The sequence below is a fragment of the Actinokineospora baliensis genome (assembly GCF_016907695.1).
Lineage (GTDB): Bacteria > Actinomycetota > Actinomycetes > Mycobacteriales > Pseudonocardiaceae > Actinokineospora > Actinokineospora baliensis.
Window position 1 is genome coordinate 925,394 of the sequence record NZ_JAFBCK010000001.1, and the last position, 18,500, is coordinate 943,893.

Below are 18,500 nucleotides of genomic sequence, written 5' to 3' on the forward strand. Positions count from 1 at the left end.
TCACCGCACGGCTTCGGCGAGCACCGACACGACCCGCTGCTGCTGGGCCTCGGTGATCTCCGGGAACAGCGGCAGGGACAGGATCTCGCCGCCGAGCAGCTCGCTGTTGGGGAACGCGCCCGCGCCCAGGCCCAGGTCGGCGAACGCGCCGGTGAGGTGGACCGGGGTGGGGTAGTGGATGCCCGCGCCGATGCCCTCGGCGTGCAGCTTGCCCAGCACGGCGTCGCGGTTGGCGACCCGGATCACGTACAGGTGCCAGACCGGCACGTTGCCCTCGGCCACGACCGGGGTGGTCACGGCGTCCAGTTCGGACAGCAACGCGGTGTAGCGGTCGGCGGCGACCCGGCGCGCGGCGTTCCAGTCGGCGAGGCGGCGCAGCTTGGCCGAGAGCACCACGGCCTGCAGCGTGTCGAGCCGGGAGTTGAAGCCCAGCACCGGGTGCTCGTACTTGCGCGGCGAACCGTGCGCGCCGAGCAGGCGGACCCGCTCGGCCAGGTCGGCGCGCGAGGTGGTGACCGCGCCCGCGTCGCCGTAGGCGCCCAGGTTCTTGCCCGGGTAGAAGCTGGTGGCCGCGATGTCACCGAAGGAGCCGGCGGTCTGCCCGCCCCGGGTGGCGCCCTGCGACTGGGCGGCGTCCTCGACGATGGCGACGTTGGTCGGCAGCACCGAGCGCAGCTTGTCGATCGGGGCGACCTGGCCGTAGAGGTCGACCGGCAGGACCGCGCGGGTGCGGGTGGTCACCGCGGCCGCGGCGGCGTCGACGTCGATCAGCGCGGTGTCGAGGTCGCAGTCGACCAGGACCGGGGTCGCGCCGGTGCGGGCGACGGCCTCCGCGGTGGCGATGAAGGTGTTGGCAGGCACGATGCACTCGTCGCCCGCGCCGATCGAGAGCGCGCGCAGGGCCAGCTCCAGCGCGTCGGTGCCGTTGCCGAGGCCCACGCAGTGCTCGACGCCCGCGAACGCGGCGTACTCGGCCTCGAACGCGGTGACCTGCGGGCCGCCGACGAACGCGGTCTTGGCCAGGACGGCGGCCCAGCCTTCCGCCACCTCGTCCGCCACGGCGGCGTGCTGGGCGGCCAGGTCGACCAGGGGAATGGGGCCGGTCATGGGTGGGCTCTCCTCAGGACTTGTTGAGCGGCTTGGCCGGTACCCCGACCCAGGTTTGGTCGTCCGGCACGTCGGACAGCACCACGGCGCCCATGCCGAGCACGGCGCGGGCCCCGATGCGGATGCCCTGGCGGACGAGCGAACCCGCCCCCAGGTAGGCCGACTCGGCGACGGTCACCGCGCCCGCGAGCGTGGCCCGCCCGGCGCAGGTGACGAAGTCGGCGACCGAGTCGTCGTGGGTGAACAGCACGTGCGGCATGGCCAGCACGTGCGCGCCGACCCGTTGCGGCGCGGTGATCACGGTCCCGGCCAGCAGCACGGTCCCCTCGCCGAGCTCGACGCCGGGGGCGACCGAGGCGGCGGGGTGCACGAGCGTGGCGTACCGCTCGGCGGGCAGGTCCAGCCTGCGGACCACGTTCGCCCGCCCGGCGGGCTTGCCGGGGGAGGCGACGCAGACCAGCACGAGCGCGTCGGTGTGCTCGTGCACCAGGTCCGAGGGCCCGAGCACCGGCACACCGTCCACATCGGAACCGTGCTGGGCCGGGTTGTCGTCGAGCATGCCGATGGTCTTGAACTCGCTGGGCAGCGCGCGCGCCGCGGCCAGAACCTCCCTGGCCAACCCACCCGCGCCGACGAGCAGCAGCGGCTGGGTCATGCCCCCACCCGCAGCGACTTCGCGAACTCGCGGTGCCAGACCTCCAGCGACAGCAGCGTCCACAGCCGGGGCTGCTCGTTGCGGGTACCGGCGTGGTGCTCGGCGAGCAGCTTGCGCACCGCGGCCGGGTCGAGCACCTCGGCGACGAACGACGAGGGGCCGGTCAGCAGGTCGTTGGCCATCTCGCGCAGGCCGTCGCGGAACCAGGCGTCCAGCGGCACCTTGAACCCGGACTTGGCCCGGTCGACCACGTCGTTGGGCAGGTGCGTGCGGGCCACCTCCTTGACGACCCACTTGGTCACGCCGTTGCGGACCTTGACCGAGCTGGGCAGCGAGAAGGCCAGCTCGACCAGGCGGTGGTCGAGGAACGGCGGGCGCAGCTCCAGCGAGGCGGCCATGGACATCCGGTCGCCGCGCTCCAGCAGGTTGTCGGCCAGCCAGGCGTGCGCGTCGGCGTAGAGCATCCGGCTCAGCGCGTCGCCACGGCCGCGCTGGTACGGGCCGATGGCGCTGCGCACCGCGGGACCGCCGAGCAGGCCGTCGCGCTCGCGCTCGGTGAACGGGGCGAACCAGCCGCGCATGCGCTCGGCGGAGCTGCCCTCGCCCATCGCCCGCACGGCGACACCCAGCCGCGACCGGGACGCGGGCAGCGCCCGCTCCAGCCGGGGCAGGATCCGACCGCGCAGCGGCGCGGGGATCAGGCCGGCCCAGCGGGTGGCCTGGGCGAAGCGGTACTTGGGGTACCCGCCGAAGAGCTCGTCGCTGCCCTCGCCGGAGAGCACCACCTTCACCTGCTGGCGGGCCAGCTCGGCCAGCTTGAACACGGCCACGTCGGCGGGCTCGGACAGCGGCGCGTCCCGGTGCCAGCTGAGCTTGTGCCAGTTCGCCTTGAAGTCCTCGGCGGTGACGATCACCTCGTGGTGCTCGCTGCCGACGATGCCCGCCACCTTGCGCGCCCAGTTCAGCTCGTCGACCCGGGGGTCGCCGAACCCGGCGGAGAAGGTGTGCAGGCCCTCGCCCTGCTTCGCCCTGGCGGTCAGCGCCGAGATGAGGCTGGAGTCGATGCCGCCGGACAGGTACGCCCCGACCGGCACGTCGGCCACCAGGGCGTCGGCGATGGAGGCGTCGAGGGCGTCGGCCACCAGGCGGACGGCCTCCTCCGGGGAGACGTCGCGGTGCGCGGCGTCGGCCGGGATCTGCCAGTAGGCGCGCAGCCGGACCTGCCCGTCGCGGCCCAGGGTCAACCGGTGGCCCTGCGGGACCTTCCGGACGCCCTCGACCAGCGTGTACGGGGCGGGCACCGAGCGGTGCGCCAGGTAGTCGTGCAGGCTCGCCACGTCGACGCGGCGGTCGGGGATCGCGGGCAGCAGCGCCTTGATCTCCGAGGCGAACGCGAAGACCTCGTTGTCGACGTAGTAGTACAGCGGCAGGATGCCGAGCCGGTCGCGCACCAGGTGCAGCTCACCGGTCTCGTCGTCGTTGAGCGCGTAGGCGAACTGGCCGCGCAGCTTGGTGACGCTCTCGACGCCGTGCTTGTCGTAGAGCGCCAGCAGGGTCTCGGTGTCGCCGCTGGTGCGGAACGGGTAGTCCAGCTGGTCGCGCAGCTGCCGGTAGTTGAGGATCTCGCCGTTGAAGGCGATCACCTTGCGGCCGTCCTGGGTGGCCATCGGCTGGACCGAGGCACCGAGGTCGATGATGGACAGCCGGGTGTGCGCGAAGCCGGTGGACCCCCCGATCCAGGTCCCCGCGTCGTCCGGGCCGCGGTGGTGCAGTCGTCTGGCCATCTCGACCAGCACGGCCGGGTCCACCGGCGCCCCGTCCAGCCTGCGCACTCCGGCGATTCCGCACATCGCTATCGCTGCCCTTCGGCCAGGTCGACCAGCTGGCGCGCCCGCGAGTCCCACGATGCGGGCAGCACAGCTTCTCTGCGGCCCTCCACTGTGGACAGGCCGCCGTCCTGCAGAGTCTGCCTGATCGCGTCGATGAACGCGTCGTGGCCCTTGGCGATCCTGATCAGCTCCGGGTACTGGTGCACCTCGGGGAAGTCGGTGCTGACCACAGCGAGGCCCAGCGCCAGGTACTCCTTCATCTTGATCGGGTTCGCGTGCTTGATCCAGTCGTTGTCCAGCCACGGCATGAGCGCCACGTCGAAGCCGGTGCCGTAGCCCGGGATCTCCGCGTAGGGCCGGAAGTCGAGCCAGTGCACGTTCGGGTACTTCTCGAACCGCTCCATCGACAGGGTCGCGTCGCCGATCAGCACCAGGGACGCCTCGGGGAACTCCTTGGCGACCCGCTCGAGCAGGTCGAAGTCGACCAGGTAGTCGTCGAGGCTGCCGAAGAAGCCGATCCGGGGGCCGGGGATCTTCGCCAGGTCCTCGGGCAGCTGCGCGCGGCGGCGGAAGTGCTGCAGGTCGACGCCGTGGTCGAGGAAGTGCGCCCGGTCCTGGGTGAGCGCGGACTCCTCGCCCTGGAGCTGGCGGCTGACGTAGAGGACGTGGTCGCTGCCGCTGAGCAGCTTGTCCTCCAGCGCGGCGATGGTGCCCTGGTCGGCCTCGGGGAACGCCGAGTGCCGGTCGGAGCGGTTGAACACCAGCTTGCGGTGCGGCATGCCCTGCACCACGTCCCACGCGGTCGGGATGGTGGCCACCACGATCGGGTTGGGCATCCGCAGCACCGCGCACACGGCCCGCACCTGCGCGCGGACCAGCTTGGCGCCCAGCGCGCGCACCCGCTCGCTGCCGTAGAAGGGCAGCGGCAACGGGGTCATCACGTAGTAGCCGGGCACGTCCGGCAGCGGGCGGCGGACCAGCTTGGCGACGCTGCCCGCCTTGCGCAGGATGCGGCGCAGGAACTGGGTGCTCTTGCCCGGGGTCGGCATGCGCAGGCCGATGCTGTTGACCAGCAGGACCTTGCGGTGCTCGGCGACCCGGCGCATCAGCTGGAAGTCCGAGTGCGCCTGGTTGTGGTACCACCAGTCCTGCGCGGAGAAGCAGACGTACGGCGGGGCGTCTTTCGGGGGCGCGGCCGGAGTGGACAGAGGCGCGGGCCAGGCGCGCTGGGTCAGCAGCGCCTTGACCGCGGCCTTGTGCGTGGCCGAACCGCGCGCGGCCCGGGGCAGGCTGTTGACCATCGTCGCGGCCCACATGCCCGCGGCGGCCACCTTGCCGTGGCGCTCGCGGTGCAACCGGACCTTGTTGGTGACCACCAGCGACCACAGCCGCGGCGAGGTGCCGGACTCGCCGCCGAGGTGCACGGCCTGCGCGGCGGGCTCGTAGTAGGTCTTGAAGCCCTTGGCGCCCGCGCGGAGCATGAACTCGGTCTCCTCCGAGTAGAGCAGGTAGCGCTCCTCGATCGGACCGATGGCCTCGATGCACTCGCGGGTGACCAACCAGGCCGCACCGGTCGCCCAGTCGACGAAGCCCGCGCGCTCGTAAGCGGCGGGCTTGGTGACGGTCTCGCCGAGCGGGCCGAACCTGCCCGCCCTGCGGCCGCCGAGCACGGCTTCACCCAGGGTCCGCAGGACGGTCGGGGTGCGCCGCAGCGAGTGCTGGATGCTGCCGTCGGGCTCGGTGAGCTTCGGCGCGACCACGCCGACGCCCGGCTTCACCGCGGCGCGCATGGCCTTGACCGCGCCGGGCGCCAACCGGATGTCGGCGTTGAGGACCAGCACGTCGCAGCCGTCGGCGTGGGCGAACCCGGTGTTGACGCCCGCGGCGAAACCGTCGTTGCCGGTCCGGTGCACGACCTTGACCTCGGAGTCGGTCAACGCGACCACGTCGGCGGTGCCGTCGTGCGAGGCGTTGTCGACCACGATCACCCGCGACTCCCCAGCGCCCTCGAGGGCGGCGGGCAGAGCGCGCAGGCAGTCCGCGATGACCTCGGCACTGTTGTAGGTGACGATGACGATCGCGACCGGGCGGGTGGTCATGACGCCACCAGGCCCAGGGCGTCGGCGAGGGCGCCGACGATGTGCTTCTGGTCGGCGTCGGTGATCTCGTGGTGCAGCGGCAGGATCAGCGACCGGGTCGCCAGCTCCTCGGTGCCGGGCAGCGGCGCGTGCGGGTGGCCCTCGTAGGCGGGCTCCATGTGCGCGGCCATGATGCCCCGGCGCGCGGACACGCCTGCCGCGGCGAGCTTGCCGAGCACGTCGAGCAGGCCGGGGGCGCCATCGGGCAGCGCCACCCAGAACGACTGGTAGTTGGTCGTGCCGTTGGCCGGGTCGGTCACCGCGCGCAGGCCGAGCGGGGTGAGCAGCTCGTGGTAGCGGGCGGCCAGCGCCCGGCGCTGGTCCACGATGCCGTCCAGCCGGTTGAGCTGCACCAGGCCCATGGCGGCCTGGATGTCGGTCATCCGGTAGTTGAACGCGGTCTCCACATAGGACTCGACGACCGCGCCGCCAGCGGCGTGCCGGTCGGCGGCCGACATGCTCATGCCGTGCTCGCGCAGCCTGCGCAGCCGGGTGGCCCACTCGGCGTCGTCGGTGGTGACCATGCCGCCCTCACCGGTGGTGAGCAGCTTGCGCGGGTGGAACGACCAGGCGGCCAGCAGCGCGCCGGTACCGACCGGGGCACCGTCGAGGGTGGACCCGGCGGCGCACGCGGCGTCCTCGACCACCGGCACGTCACCGGCGACCGCGCGGATCGCCTTGACGTCGGCGGGGACACCGCCCTGGTGCACCACCATGACCGCCTTGGTCGCCGGGGTGATGGCCGCGGCCACCGTCTCGGCGGTCAGGTTGCCGGTCAGCGGGTCGATGTCGGCGAACACCGGGGTCGCGCCGCAGTAGCGCACCGCGTTGGCGGTGGCGATGAACGACAGCGACGGCACCACGACCTCGTCACCGGGGCCGACACCGAGCAGGTGCAGGCACAGGTGCAGGCCGGTCGTGCAGTTGGACACCGCGATGCCGTGCGCGGCGCCGACCCGCTCGGCGAACGCCTTCTCGAAGGCGGCCACCCGAGGACCCTGGGCCACCCAGCCGGAGCGGACGGTCTCCGCGACGGCGAGCGCCTCCTCCTCGCCGAGCAGCGGCTTCATCACGGGGATGGCCATCAGGCAGCGCCCCCGGAAAGGGTCTTCTCGGCGCGCCACCACTGCACGAGCCCGCGCAGGCCGTCGTCCAGCTTGATCTCCGGGCGCCAGCCGAGCTCGCGCTCCGCGGCGCTGATGTCGGCCAGCCGCCGGGTCACGCCGTTGACCTTGCGCTCGGGGCCGTGCTCGACGCCGAGCTCGGAGTCCATCGCGCCGAGCAGCGCCTCGGCCAGGCCGAGCAGGCTGGTCTCCGAGGAGCTGGCGATGTTGTACACCGTGTCGGTGACGTCGGCGCGGGCGGCCAGCAGGTTGGCCCTGGCGATGTCGTGCACGTGCACGAAGTCCATCGTCTGCGCGCCGTCACCGAAGATCAGCGGCGGCTTGCCCTCGACGATGCGCTCCATCCAGCGGATGAGGACCTCGGTGTAGAGGCCGTGCACGTCCATACGCGGACCGTATACGTTGAAGTAACGCAGCGCGACATAGTCCAGGTCCTGCATGGCCTTGAAGCTGCGCAGCATGCCCTCGTTGAACGCCTTCGCGGCGCCGTAGAAGGTGTCGTTGTTGTACGGGTGGTGCCGCTCGTCGGTCGGGAACGACTCGGCCAGCCCGTAGATCGACGCCGAGCTGGACGCGATGACCTTCTTCACGCCCTCGGCCGCGGCCGCCTCGATGATGGTGAAGGTGCCGTCGACCAGGCTCTCCAGCGCCAGCCGGGGCTCCTCGGCGCACTGGGTGATGCGGATGGCGGCCAGGTGGAACACCAGGTCGGTGCCCTTGGTCAGCTCGCCGACCACCTTGCGGTCGTTGATGTCGCCGTCGACGACCTTGAGCCGGTCACCGCCAGCCGCGGCGGCGTCGGCCAGGTTCTCCCGGCGGCCGCGCACGAAGTTGTCCAGCACGGTCACCTGGGCGGCACCGGCGGCGATCAGCTGGTCGACCACCGAAGACCCGATGGTGCCCGCCCCGCCGGTGACCAGGATGCGCTGGCCCTCGATCGGCTGCGCGCTCATGCGTTGACTCCCTCTGTGCTGGCGTTGTCGGTCGAGCGGATGGGCAGGAAGACCCCGCCCTTGGCGAGGCTCGCGGACGCGGCCTCCAGGATCGAGAGCACGCGCAGGCCGGAGCGGCCGTCGGTCAGCGGCGGGCGGCTGTCGGTGATGGAGTCGCGGAACTCGGCCATCACCGCGCGCAGCGCCTCCTTCTCCGGCAGCGCGGGGGCGACCATGTCGCCGGTGCGGTAGGACACCATCGTCTGCGCGCGGGTCTGCGCGCCGACCTCGGTGGCGTCCTTGCGGTCGACGCCGCGGTCGTAGATGGCCAGCCGCTGCGCCGGGTTCAGGTCGTCCCACACCACGGTGCGCGACGAGCCGCCGATGATCATCGTGCGGACCTTGGTCGGCGACAACCAGTTCACGTGCACGTGGGCCATGGCCCCGCCGGTCAGCTCGATGGTCAGGTGCGCGACGCACGCGCGGCCCGCACCGATCGGGTCCGACCCGTGCGCGGCCACCGCGATCGGCTGCACGCCGTCGGGCAGGATCGACAGGAAGATCGACAGGTCGTGCGGGGCCAGGTCCCACAGCACGTCGACGTCCGGCTGCACCAGGCCCAGGTTGATGCGCACCGAGTCCAGGTACTGCACCGAGCCGATGCCGCCGCCGCGGACCAGGCCGCGCAGGTGCTCGACGACCGGGGTGTAGCAGTAGGTGTGGTCGAGCATGAGGGTCAGACCGCGCTTGTCGGCGGCCTCCACCAGCAGGCGGCCCTCGTCGTAGGTGGCCGCGAGCGGCTTCTCGACCAGGACGTGCTTGCCAGCCTCGAGCGCCTTCATCGCCACCGGCAGGTGCGTGGCGGCCGGGGTGGCGATGGCGACCGCGTCCACCGCGGGGTCGGCCAGCACCTCGTCGAGCGAGTCGGACACCGCGACGGTGGAGTACTCGCCGAGGACCTTGCGCGCCCGGTCGGCGTCGAGGTCGCACAGGTACTGCAGCCGCAGGCCGGGGGTGGCCTGCGCGTTGCGCACCAGGTTCGGCCCCCAGTAACCAGCGCCGATGACGGCTAGCCCGATGGTTCCCACGCTGAATCCCCTTAACAGTGCTGATGTGCTGCGGTGGCCAGCTCAGAGCTGATCACCACCCGGTCCGGCCCCTGCGCCGAACGGGTGTTTCTCGACTATCGCCCCAAGTGGGGTGGGGTGTTTCAGTAAGCGCCCTGGCCGGTGAACACGGCGCGGAACGTCTTCCACAGGATGACCGCGTCCAGCGCCAAGGACCAATCCTCGACGTAGCGCAGGTCCAGGCGCACGGCCTCTTCCCACGGCAGGTCGCTGCGGCCGCTGACCTGCCACAGGCCGGTGAGACCGGGCTTGACCAGCAGGCGGCGGCGCACGTCGGGGGCGTAGCGGGCGCTCTCCTCGGGCAGCGGCGGGCGCGGGCCGACCAGCGACATCGGGCCTGCGAGCACGTTGAACAGCTGCGGGAGCTCGTCGATGGAGTAGCGGCGCAGAATCGCACCCACCCGGGTGACGCGCGGGTCCTTGCGCATCTTGAACAGCAGGCCGTGGCCCTCGTTCTGGTCGGCCAGCTTGGCGACCAGCTTGTGCGCGTTGACCACCATGGTGCGGAACTTGATGATGGTGAACTCGCGGCCGTCCTTGCCGACCCGGCGCTGCTTGTAGAACACCGGCCCGCGGGTGTCGACCGCGATCGCGATGGACACGGCGATCATGACCGGGGCCAGCAGGGTCAGCAGGATCGCGGCGCCGACCTTGTCGAAGACGTCCTTGACCACGCGGCGCACGCCGGTGAACGAGGGCGAGGAGACGCGCAGCAGGGGCATGCCCAGCACGGCGTCGACGTGCAGCCGGGGACCGGCGACCTCCATCAGCACGGGGGCCACGACCATCTCGGCGCCGGAGCCCTCGAGCTTCCAGGCCAGCTGCTGCAGCCGCTTGGGGGTCCAGTAGGCGTCCGGGGTGACCGCCACGATGCGGTAGCCGCCGCGGCGGGCGTGGGTGGCGAGGTCGCGCAGCTGGCCGACCACGGGGACACCGTCGATCTCGGTGACGTCCTCACCCATGCCGTCGGTGGTGCACACCGCGGCGACCCGCCAGCCAAGGTGGGTGGCGCCGCGGGTGCGGTTGATGAGGTCGCGGATGGTCTCCACGTTGCCCGCGGCCATCACCGGCAGCAGGCAGCGGCCCTCGCGGCGGGCGCGGTGCAGGAACTGGCGCAGCACGTAGCGCATCGGGAACACCAGCAGCGCGGTCGCCGGGACCACGATGAACACCCACGGGCGGATCCGGGTGACGTCGAAGAGCAGCCCACCGAGGGCCAGCACCACGGAGGCGACCACGAAGGCGCGGCCGAGGCGGCGGAACTCCTCGGCACCCTGGCCCAGGATTGCGAGATTCCACACGCGGTTCACCATCAGGGACGCCACCAGGACGCCGAAGGTAACGATGCCGGTGGGGGTGAGCAGCGCGCTGGTGGGGTCCACCCGGTAGGTGACGAACCCACCGACGACCAGGACCCCGAACAGCACGGAGAAGAGGTCGGCCAGCAGCACTCCCGTGCGGTAGCGGGGCTCCCAGCCCGCCACCGGCGGGTAGGACGGCTCGCCCGCGGGCAGGTCGCGGCGCTGGTCGCGTCGAGCACCTGCCGGGGCGGGCCACAGGGAGGCCCTCCGGCGTGGGAGGCCAACTTGGTCACGCATCGTGTATCCCCCGTTGTGGGTGGACCGGGCATGCACGGGTGAGGGGCGTCCCGAAGCCCCTTGACCATGCTGGAAGTGGGTCGAGCCAACTCCCCGAGCTGCGACGATCGGGACCTGGCTGCGATAGCTCATTCGTTTGGTTACCCGGGGCCGTTACACGGAGGGTTAGTTCTTATGTAACCCGTTCGGCGTGCCCTTGCGTTTGTAGGCAACTGACTACACAGCGGGTAGCAATCGACGATGCACAGCCGTGACCTGTCCGACGGCTCCGCCGCAGGTCCGCTCACGTCCCGTGAGCACATGCGACAGTCCATCCCGGACAGCCAGGCAGGTGACAGAGCGTATATCCCACCCCGCCCAAGATCCGTGAATTCCCACCACCGTGGAAGATCACAGCCGTCCAGCGTGACACAGCGGAGACCCCCCAACCGCCGCCGTCCAGCCCCACCCGTACTGCACCAATCGCGAACGCGGATAACCCTCAATCGGCGATTTACCGCGTTTGACCAGGCCAACCCAGGTGCCGGGCGTTCCCAGTTAAAGATCACGCAACGTGCACGCGGGGAAGTGGTATGACCCACGTTCCATATCACTTCCCTTATGCCCATCAGCTATCTGTGTCCCGCCTCACACATCATCTTCGGCCGACCTGCGCAACCCCCATTGCCACATCCGGCCCGATCCCCCACCCATCAAGCCGACCCACCCCCAACGACCCGCCCCGCTCCCCGGTGACGCCACCTCACCCGGACGCCGCAGCCGCGCCCGGCGGTCGAACGGTGGAGAGGAGGAAGGTGCCGGTGCGAGACTGGACCCATGAGCGAGCAGTGGACCTTCACGGCCGCGGTGCACCAGGAGGAGGACTGGTACATCGCCCAGTGCCTCGAGGTGGACGTGGCGAGCCAAGGGCCGACCATCCCAGAGGCACTGGCCAACCTCCGCGAAGCCGTCGAGCTGTACCTGGCGGAGGTACCGGAAGCCGAGATCACCCCCACGCCCCTGGTGACGTCCTTCCAGGTCCCAGGAACAGCCGCGTGAGCCCAGCCCTGTCGGACCTCCCGGTCCGCAAGGTCACCCGCGTCCTGGAGTCGATCGGCTTCGAACACACCCGCACCAAGGCCAGCCACGCCGTCTACCGACACCCCGACGGCCGCACCGTGATCATCCCCATGCACGGCACGCTCAAGCGCGGAACCCTGGCATCCGTAGTCCGCCAAGCAGGCCTAACCGCCCCCGAGTTCCAAGCCCTCCTATAACAGAGCCCCCGAGGCCACGGGCCGAGCAACCGCACCGCAGGCGCAGCCCGCTTGCCACCCACCCCGATGCGACGGCCAGAAGGCCAAGCGAGCCACCCCGGTCCCGCCACCCGCCGCACCGTGGGGTCTGGGGGTCGCCCCCAGAAACGAAAAACGACCGACCCCGTTCGCGCTCTCCGCGAACATGGATCGGCCGTCGGCCGTGGCCAGGGGCGGGGTCGAACCGCCGACCTACCGCTTTTCAGGCGGTCGCTCGTACCAACTGAGCTACCTGGCCAAGAACACAACACCCCCACCAGCACAGGTACCGACCGAACCACGCTGGTTCCGCCGCATACCGCACCGTGGGGGCCTGGGGGGTCGCCCCCCAGAAGCTATGGCGAGCGCTCATGTCCACGCACTCCGTGGACATGAGCATGCCAAAGCTCGCGACCCTGACGGGACTCGAACCCGCGACCTTCGCCGTGACAGGGCGACGCGCTAACCAACTGCGCCACAGGGCCTTGCACTACTACCGTACTACGTGCTCCCAACGGGATTCGAACCCGCGCTGCCGCCTTGAAAGGGCGGAGTCCTAGGCCGCTAGACGATGGGAGCCCGACCAATTCCGGGCGAACCGATCGACCGCGCTTCCAGGTTCCCCGGGCCCGGCCCGGTTTCTCTGGGAGCACGCATAGCTTAGGGCACGCCTCCCGGTTGACCAAAACGGCCCCCCAAAACCAGCCCTGACCTGCATGAACACCGGACTGGACCTGCCGCGCGGACGATCAGCGGCGGGGGGGTACTCGACCCCCGGCCGCGGCACCGGTCGGGGGTCACGTTGGGTTACCTGGGTGGTCGAATGTCGCCGGTCTCGGGAATCGCGTGGAGCGGCGAGGTGGAAAATGATCTTCGGCGGCACCCGGAGGTCATTTCCCGACGGTCGGATCCGATCTTGAAAGGGTCTCGGGGTGATCAGCGGCGGACGGCGGGCACGCCGTCGTCGCCGTCGATCAGGCCGAGCATTTCCAGCAGCTCACGGCAGTCCTCGGCCGACTGGGCGCCCATCGCGACGGCCAGACGGGCGCGGCGGACCTGGTCCTCCGAGACGCGGGCGGATTCGCCTGAACGGGGGACGGGGACGCCGGTCGAGAACTGGGTGGACCCGCCGATGCTGTCTTGCTGGAGAAGGAAACTGCGCACTTCGAGTGACCCGCTCATGGTGCCTCCCCGGCTTTTGTTTGGCGTGAGGCTATGAGACAACTCGCCGCGTCCACAGCCCCCCGCAGAGTGAACCGCGATGCACCCTCGGTAGCCGTCCGTGACATGTTTTCGGACCGTGACGACGCCTGCGCCAGGAGTTGACCAGGGCGGACCACCCGGCCGGGGAGATCAACGCCACAGCCGCCCGCTCACCCCTACCCCCTATGGGTATCGTGGCGGCATGGAGCACGAGCACACGCACCGCCCCAGCGCCAAGAAGGACGCGCACCTGCGCAGGCTGCGCCGGGTGGAGGGGCAGGTACGCGGCCTGCAGCGGATGGTCGACGAGGACGCCTACTGCATAGATGTGCTCACCCAGGTCTCCGCCGCGACCAAGGCGCTGCAGGCCTTCGCCCTCGAACTGCTCGAGGAGCACATGGCCGGCTGCGTCGTCGACGCGGCGAGACAGGGCGACGAGGCGGCGGCCGCCAAGGTCAGGGAAGCCGCCGACGCCATCGCCCGGCTGGTCAAGTCCTGAGGGATCCAGGGAGGAACACCGAAGTGTCCGAGCAGACCGTCTACACCGTCGCCGGGATGACCTGCGGCCACTGCGCCGCGTCGGTCACCGAGGAGCTCACCGCCATCGGCGGGGTCTCCGGTGTCGAGGTGGACCTGGCCTCCGGCGCGGTCACCGTGACCAGCGCCGCCGAACTCGACCGCGGCACCGTCGCGGCCGCGGTGACCGAGGCCGGGTACCGGCTGACATGACCACCGTCGAGCGGCCGCCCCAGCGGGTCGAGCTCGCCATCGGCGGGATGACCTGCGCCGCGTGCGCGGGCCGGATCGAACGCAAGCTCAACAAGCTCGACGGGGTGCGCGCCTCGGTCAACTTCGCGACCGAGCGCGCCACCGTCGAGGTGCCGCCGGGTTTCCCGACCACGACGCTGGTCGACACCGTGACCGGCGCCGGCTACCAGGCCAGCCCGGTGCGCGACGAGCCGGACACCGACACCTCCGTCGACGACGCCAGGACCAGGTTCTGGCTCTCGGCCGCGTTGAGCGCGCCGGTGATCGCGGTGTCGATGGTCCCGGCGTGGCAGTTCCCGACCTGGCAGTGGTCCGCGCTCGCCCTGTCCTACGTCGTTGTGCTGGTCTGCGCGTGGCCGTTCCACCGGTCCGCGGCGGTCAACCTGCGCCACGGCGGGGCGACGATGGACACGCTGGTGTCGATGGGCGTGGGCGTGGCCTTCCTGTGGTCGGTGTACGCGCTGCTGTTCGGCGGCGCGGGCGCGGTGGGCATGCGGCACGAGTTCAGCCTGCTGCCCGCGGCCGACCACGGCCGGGCCGACATCTACTTCGAGGTGGCCGTCGGCGTCACCACCTTCTTGTTGCTCGGCCGCTGGCTCGAGGCCCGGTCGAAGCGGCGGGCGGGCGCGGCGTTGCGCGCGCTGCTGGCGCTGGGCGCCAAGGACGTGGCCGTGCTGCGCGACGGCGTCGAGGTGCGGGTGCCGATCGGGGCGCTGGGCGTCGGCGAGCTGTTCGTGGTCAGACCCGGCGAGAAGATCGCGACCGACGGCGTCGTCGAGGAGGGCTCGTCCGCGGTCGACCGGGCGCTGGTCACCGGTGAGTCCGTCCCCGAGGAGGTCGGCCCCGGCGCGACCGTGGTCGGCGGGACGGTCAACACCAGCGGCCGGTTAGTGGTGCGGGCAAGCCGGGTCGGTGCGGACACGCAGCTCGCGCAGATGGCCCGGCTGGTCGAGCGGGCGCAGACCGGCAAGGCCCAGGTGCAGCGGCTCGCCGACCGGATCTCCGCGGTGTTCGTGCCGGTGGTCCTGGTGATCTCGGCGATCACGTTGGCGGGCTGGCTGGTCTCGGGCGCCTCCGGGGACGCGGCGGTGACGGCGGCGGTCGCGGTGCTGGTGATCGCCTGCCCGTGCGCGTTGGGGTTGGCGACGCCGACCGCGCTGCTGGTCGGCACCGGGCGCGGCGCGCAGCTGGGGATCCTGGTGAAGGGCCCGGAGGTGCTGGAGTCGACCCGCCGGGTGACGACGGTGGTGCTGGACAAGACCGGCACGATCACCACCGGCCGGATGTCGGTGGTGGACGTGGTGCCCGCGCCGGGGGTCGACGCCGAGCACCTGCTGCGGTTGGCGGGGGCCGTCGAGTCGGCTTCGGAGCACCCGGTGGCGAAGGCGATCGCGGCGCGAGCGGCGAGCCCGGCCCAGGTGGCGGACTTTCGCAACGCCGAGGGGCTCGGGGTGACCGGGGTCGTCGACGGCGTGGCAGTGGTCGTCGGGCGGCCACGGTTGTTGGCACAGCACGGGATCGAGCTGCCCGCCGAGCTGTCGGCGGCGTTGGCCGAGTCCGAGGCGCTCGGCCGCACGGTGGTCGCGGCGGCGGCGGGCGGTGCCGCGCTGGGGGTGATCTCGGTGGCGGACACGGTGAAGCCGACCAGCGCCGAGGCGATCTCCCGGCTGCGCGCGCTCGGTCTGCGGCCGGTGCTGCTGACCGGCGACAACGAGCGGGTGGCGACCGCGATCGCGGCGCAGGTCGGGATCACCGACGTCATCGCCGAGGTGCTGCCGGAGGAGAAGGTGGCCGCGGTCGAGCGGTTGCGCGCCGCCGGTGCCGTGGTCGCGATGGTCGGCGACGGGGTGAACGACGCGCCCGCGCTGGCCGCCGCCGACCTCGGCCTGGCCATGGGGACCGGGGCGGACGCGGCGATCGAGGCCAGCGACCTGACGATCGTGCGCGGTGACCCCCGGCTGGCCGCCGACGCCATCGCGCTGTCCCGGCGGACCCTGGGGACGATCAAGGGGAACCTGTTCTGGGCCTTCGCCTACAACGTCGCTGGCATCCCGCTGGCGGCGTTCGGCCTGCTCAACCCCATGATCGCCGGGGCGGCGATGGCGCTGTCGAGCGTGTTCGTGGTGGCCAACAGCCTGCGGTTGCGCGGGTTCAGCCCTACGGGCGGGTAACCCGGGTGCGGCGTACGGCCGGGCGGCGGCGTTCGCGCAGGTCACCAGCGGTGAGAAGGCCACGAGGCAAGGCGAACACCAGGTGAACATTGACGGCAATTTTTCCCGGTCGAGCCCTCCCGCCCAAGCCGGTGCACGTGCAACAATCGAATCGCTGACACACCCCCGGTCAGCACCTGTGGAGATCCCCTCCGGCCCCCGCGTTCCTCCCCCTGGCGCGGGGGCCTCTCCATACCCGCAGGTGAACGCGCCGCACCGGCAGAGGTTGCTGTGTCACCGGTCACAGCGGCTGCGGGCTCGCAACCGGACCGTTATCGTGTCCCGGTGCCTTTTCCCTCTTTCGGACGCAGCCGCACCGATCTCAAGGCGGTCGGCACCAGCACTGGTCGCCACCGCACCGTCGGGCAGCAGCAGGCCGAGGAAACCCTCCCCGACCACGAGCTCGAGTCGTACCTCGCGGCGCTCTCGCCCGACACCGACGCCGAGACCACCGGTTCCGGCCGCCGCTTCGGCTCGGCCGAGGTCTACCAACTGCGCCTGTCGCTGATGGCGACCGAGCAGCTGCGCGAACTCGCCGCCTACCGGCAGACCTCGCCGATGGCGCTGGCCCAGGAGTGGGTCATGCAGCGGTTGGAGTGGGAAGCCCAGCAACTGCAGCGCCGCTGACCGCCCCACCACACACCGCCCCCGACTGTCGATGGGCCCCGAACCTCGCGGTTCGGGGCCCATCTGTTCACATCCGGAGCGGAAGAACTACAGCGGGATGACGTTGGTGGCCTGCGGACCCTTGGTGCCCTGTCCGACTTCGAACTCGACCCGCTGGTTCTCCTCGAGGGTGCGGAAGCCCTTGCTCTGGATCTCCGAGTAGTGCACGAAGACATCGGCGCCGCCGTTGTCCTGCGCGATGAAGCCGAAGCCCTTCTCGGAGTTGAACCACTTGACAGTGCCCTGTGCCATAAACCTGCCTCCATCGCAGGAGCATGGGGCTGCACCGTGCAACCCCGGGCCGCCCTCGGGCGATGCTCCCGCCCACTGCAGCGGAGAAGCAGCGCGCCCGCGTCGTCGTTCCGCGAGCGTGTATCGCACGAACACAGAAACCCACGGCCTGCAAGCGAAAGCGTATCGGCTCACCCCTGGCCGCACTACTGCCTGACGGGCGCTCAGCTAGCCCAAGCGGGTGATCTCCACCGGTACGCTCCGCAATGGCGAAATCGCTCTCCGAATTGCCCGCCAGCGCCAGAAAAAGTGATGCGGGTCACAAATAACGTGGCCAACTATCCCGGCCGCCACGGCGTCGTTAGTGGTGTCGGATGGCTTGTGGGGGAAGGGAAGTCGCGATGGGCGCGTGGAGCGGTCGGCGGGGGCTGGTGGTGGGTCTGGCCGGTACGGCGTTGGTCGCCGTGCTTGGGCTGAGCGGGTGCACCTCGGGGGAATCCATCGCGGCGACCGGGACGGGCGGCGAGCGGCAGAGCACCGAGGCCCCGGCGAAGCCGCCCGCCAAGGTGACCGCCACGCCTGCCGCCAACACCAAGGACGCGAGCCCGGCCGGTCCGATCACGGTGGTCGTCGCCGACGGCACACTGGACACCGTCTCGCTGACCAACGCCGAAGGCAAGCAGGTCAAGGGAGAACTGGCGGCGGACAAGAAGACGTGGACGGTCGCCGAGCACCTCGGGTACGGCAAGACCTACACCTGGGCGGGCAGCGCGCTGGGCACCGACGGCAAGACCGTGCCGGTGTCCGGGACGTTCACCACCGTCAAGCCCAAGCGGACCGCCAAGGCGAGCCTCAACACCGGTGACGGGCAGACCTACGGGATCGCCATGCCGGTCGCGGTCGTGTTCGACGCGCCGGTGAAGGACAAGGCGGCCGTGCAGAAGGCCATGACGGTCACCACCACCCCGGAGAACGTCGGCGAGTGGGCGTGGCTGGACGACAACACCGCGCACTGGCGGCCCAAGGAGTACTGGCAGCCCGGCACCAAGGTCGAGGTGAAGGTCGGCATCTACGGCGTCGACCTCGGCGGCGGCACCTACGGCCGCGACGACGTGACCTCCTCCTTCAGCATCGGCCGCGCCCAGGTCGTCAAGGCCGACACCCAGACCCACCGCATGGTCGTCTACCGCGACGGCGCCGTCATCCACGACTTCCCGGCCTCGATGGGCCTGGAGTCCGACCCGGGCCGGGTCACCAAGAGCGGCACGCACGTGGTGATGAGCAAGCACGCCAGCTACGGCATGACCAACCCCAAGTACGGCTACACCAACGTCGTCGTCCCCTGGGCGGTCCGCGTCTCCAACAACGGCGAGTTCGTCCACGGCTACGCCCCCTCCATCCCGGACCAGGGCAAGCGCAACGTCTCCCACGGTTGCGTGAACCTCGCCCCCGCCAACGCCAAGCTCTACTACGACTCGGCCCTGGTCGGCGACCCGGTCGAGATCACCGGCTCCAACCAGCAACTGAGCAGGGCCGACGGCGACTACTACGACTGGGCCCTGACCTGGGACAAGTGGACCGCCATGTCCGCCATCGCGAACTGATCCGGCTCCGCGGAGGGGGTGGTCACCACGGTGA

Annotated in this window: 17 protein-coding genes and 3 tRNA genes; 7 read left to right on the top strand and 13 right to left on the bottom strand. The window is 71.1% G+C overall.

What is annotated here, in order from left to right; genetic code table 11:
• The 8 genes from JOD54_RS04090 to JOD54_RS04125 all read right to left on the bottom strand — a co-directional run bounded on the left by JOD54_RS04090 (window position 1) and on the right by JOD54_RS04125 (window position 10,510).
• Entirely contained in the window at window positions 1-1,107 is a 1,107-nt protein-coding gene (locus JOD54_RS04090; protein WP_204449242.1) for a DegT/DnrJ/EryC1/StrS family aminotransferase, read from the bottom strand.
• Between the two features lie 13 nt (window positions 1,108-1,120).
• Window positions 1,121-1,762 carry an acetyltransferase gene (locus tag JOD54_RS04095; RefSeq protein ID WP_204449243.1) on the bottom strand — a complete coding sequence of 214 codons (642 nt, stop codon included), beginning with the start codon at window positions 1,760-1,762 and terminating at the stop codon, window positions 1,121-1,123.
• A complete protein-coding gene (asnB, locus tag JOD54_RS04100) occupies window positions 1,759-3,612 on the bottom strand; it encodes an asparagine synthase (glutamine-hydrolyzing) (RefSeq protein WP_275592642.1) in 1,854 nt (617 codons plus the stop codon). Before asnB ends, JOD54_RS04095 begins: the two co-directional genes overlap by 4 nt.
• Window positions 3,613-3,614: 2 nt before the next feature.
• Entirely contained in the window at window positions 3,615-5,690 is a 2,076-nt protein-coding gene (locus tag JOD54_RS04105) for a glycosyltransferase (RefSeq protein WP_204449245.1), read from the bottom strand.
• Window positions 5,687-6,814: a DegT/DnrJ/EryC1/StrS family aminotransferase gene (locus JOD54_RS04110; protein ID WP_239573276.1), complete on the bottom strand. Its 1,128-nt coding sequence runs from the start codon at window positions 6,812-6,814 to the stop codon at window positions 5,687-5,689. The genes JOD54_RS04105 and JOD54_RS04110 overlap by 4 nt, the downstream gene beginning before the upstream one ends.
• A complete protein-coding gene (locus tag JOD54_RS04115) occupies window positions 6,814-7,806 on the bottom strand; it encodes an NAD-dependent epimerase/dehydratase family protein (protein WP_204449246.1) in 993 nt (330 codons plus the stop codon). Before JOD54_RS04115 ends, JOD54_RS04110 begins: the two co-directional genes overlap by 1 nt.
• The gene (locus JOD54_RS04120; RefSeq protein WP_204449247.1) at window positions 7,803-8,873 is read right to left on the bottom strand and encodes a Gfo/Idh/MocA family protein; all 1,071 of its coding nucleotides are present in this window, start codon (window positions 8,871-8,873) and stop codon (window positions 7,803-7,805) included. Before JOD54_RS04120 ends, JOD54_RS04115 begins: the two co-directional genes overlap by 4 nt.
• Before the next feature lie 122 nt (window positions 8,874-8,995).
• A complete protein-coding gene (locus JOD54_RS04125; protein WP_239573277.1) occupies window positions 8,996-10,510 on the bottom strand; it encodes a sugar transferase in 1,515 nt (504 codons plus the stop codon).
• Window positions 10,511-11,326: 816 nt separating this feature from the next.
• Between JOD54_RS04125 and JOD54_RS04130 the strand changes: the two genes are divergently transcribed.
• Together JOD54_RS04130 and JOD54_RS04135 are read left to right on the top strand one after the other, a co-directional pair.
• The gene (locus JOD54_RS04130; RefSeq protein ID WP_204449248.1) at window positions 11,327-11,548 is read left to right on the top strand and encodes a type II toxin-antitoxin system HicB family antitoxin; all 222 of its coding nucleotides are present in this window, start codon (window positions 11,327-11,329) and stop codon (window positions 11,546-11,548) included.
• Window positions 11,545-11,766, top strand: coding sequence for a type II toxin-antitoxin system HicA family toxin (locus JOD54_RS04135; protein WP_204449249.1), 222 nt, complete (start codon window positions 11,545-11,547; stop codon window positions 11,764-11,766). The genes JOD54_RS04130 and JOD54_RS04135 overlap by 4 nt, the downstream gene beginning before the upstream one ends.
• Before the next feature lie 203 nt (window positions 11,767-11,969).
• On the opposite strand, the gene JOD54_RS04140 is transcribed toward JOD54_RS04135, so the two are convergent.
• From JOD54_RS04140 to JOD54_RS04155, 4 genes are all read right to left on the bottom strand, one after another.
• A tRNA-Phe gene (locus JOD54_RS04140) sits at window positions 11,970-12,043 on the bottom strand.
• Window positions 12,044-12,195: 152 nt separating this feature from the next.
• A tRNA-Asp gene (locus tag JOD54_RS04145) sits at window positions 12,196-12,269 on the bottom strand.
• 21 nt (window positions 12,270-12,290) lie between these two features.
• A tRNA-Glu gene (locus tag JOD54_RS04150) sits at window positions 12,291-12,363 on the bottom strand.
• A 357-nt stretch (window positions 12,364-12,720) separates the two neighbouring features.
• The gene (locus JOD54_RS04155; protein WP_204449250.1) at window positions 12,721-12,966 is read right to left on the bottom strand and encodes a hypothetical protein; all 246 of its coding nucleotides are present in this window, start codon (window positions 12,964-12,966) and stop codon (window positions 12,721-12,723) included.
• 223 nt (window positions 12,967-13,189) lie between these two features.
• Here JOD54_RS04155 and JOD54_RS04160 point away from each other — a divergent pair, with 223 nt between their 5' ends.
• From JOD54_RS04160 to JOD54_RS04175, 4 genes are all read left to right on the top strand, one after another.
• Complete coding sequence (locus JOD54_RS04160) at window positions 13,190-13,486, top strand: metal-sensitive transcriptional regulator (RefSeq protein WP_092782234.1); 297 nt, start codon at window positions 13,190-13,192, stop codon at window positions 13,484-13,486.
• Between the two features lie 56 nt (window positions 13,487-13,542).
• Entirely contained in the window at window positions 13,543-13,716 is a 174-nt protein-coding gene (locus JOD54_RS04165; RefSeq protein WP_204456077.1) for a heavy-metal-associated domain-containing protein, read from the top strand.
• A complete protein-coding gene (locus JOD54_RS04170) occupies window positions 13,713-15,926 on the top strand; it encodes a heavy metal translocating P-type ATPase (protein ID WP_204449251.1) in 2,214 nt (737 codons plus the stop codon). The genes JOD54_RS04165 and JOD54_RS04170 overlap by 4 nt, the downstream gene beginning before the upstream one ends.
• Before the next feature lie 324 nt (window positions 15,927-16,250).
• Window positions 16,251-16,592, top strand: coding sequence for a hypothetical protein (locus JOD54_RS04175; protein WP_204449252.1), 342 nt, complete (start codon window positions 16,251-16,253; stop codon window positions 16,590-16,592).
• Window positions 16,593-16,679: 87 nt separating this feature from the next.
• Here the strand turns inward: JOD54_RS04175 and JOD54_RS04180 are convergent, their stop codons facing one another.
• On the bottom strand, window positions 16,680-16,883 hold the full coding sequence (locus tag JOD54_RS04180; protein WP_018686567.1) for a cold-shock protein: 204 nt from the start codon (window positions 16,881-16,883) through the stop codon (window positions 16,680-16,682).
• 380 nt (window positions 16,884-17,263) lie between these two features.
• Here JOD54_RS04180 and JOD54_RS04185 point away from each other — a divergent pair, with 380 nt between their 5' ends.
• Complete coding sequence (locus JOD54_RS04185; protein ID WP_204449253.1) at window positions 17,264-18,466, top strand: L,D-transpeptidase; 1,203 nt, start codon at window positions 17,264-17,266, stop codon at window positions 18,464-18,466.
• The last annotated feature ends 34 nt before the right edge of the window (window positions 18,467-18,500 follow it).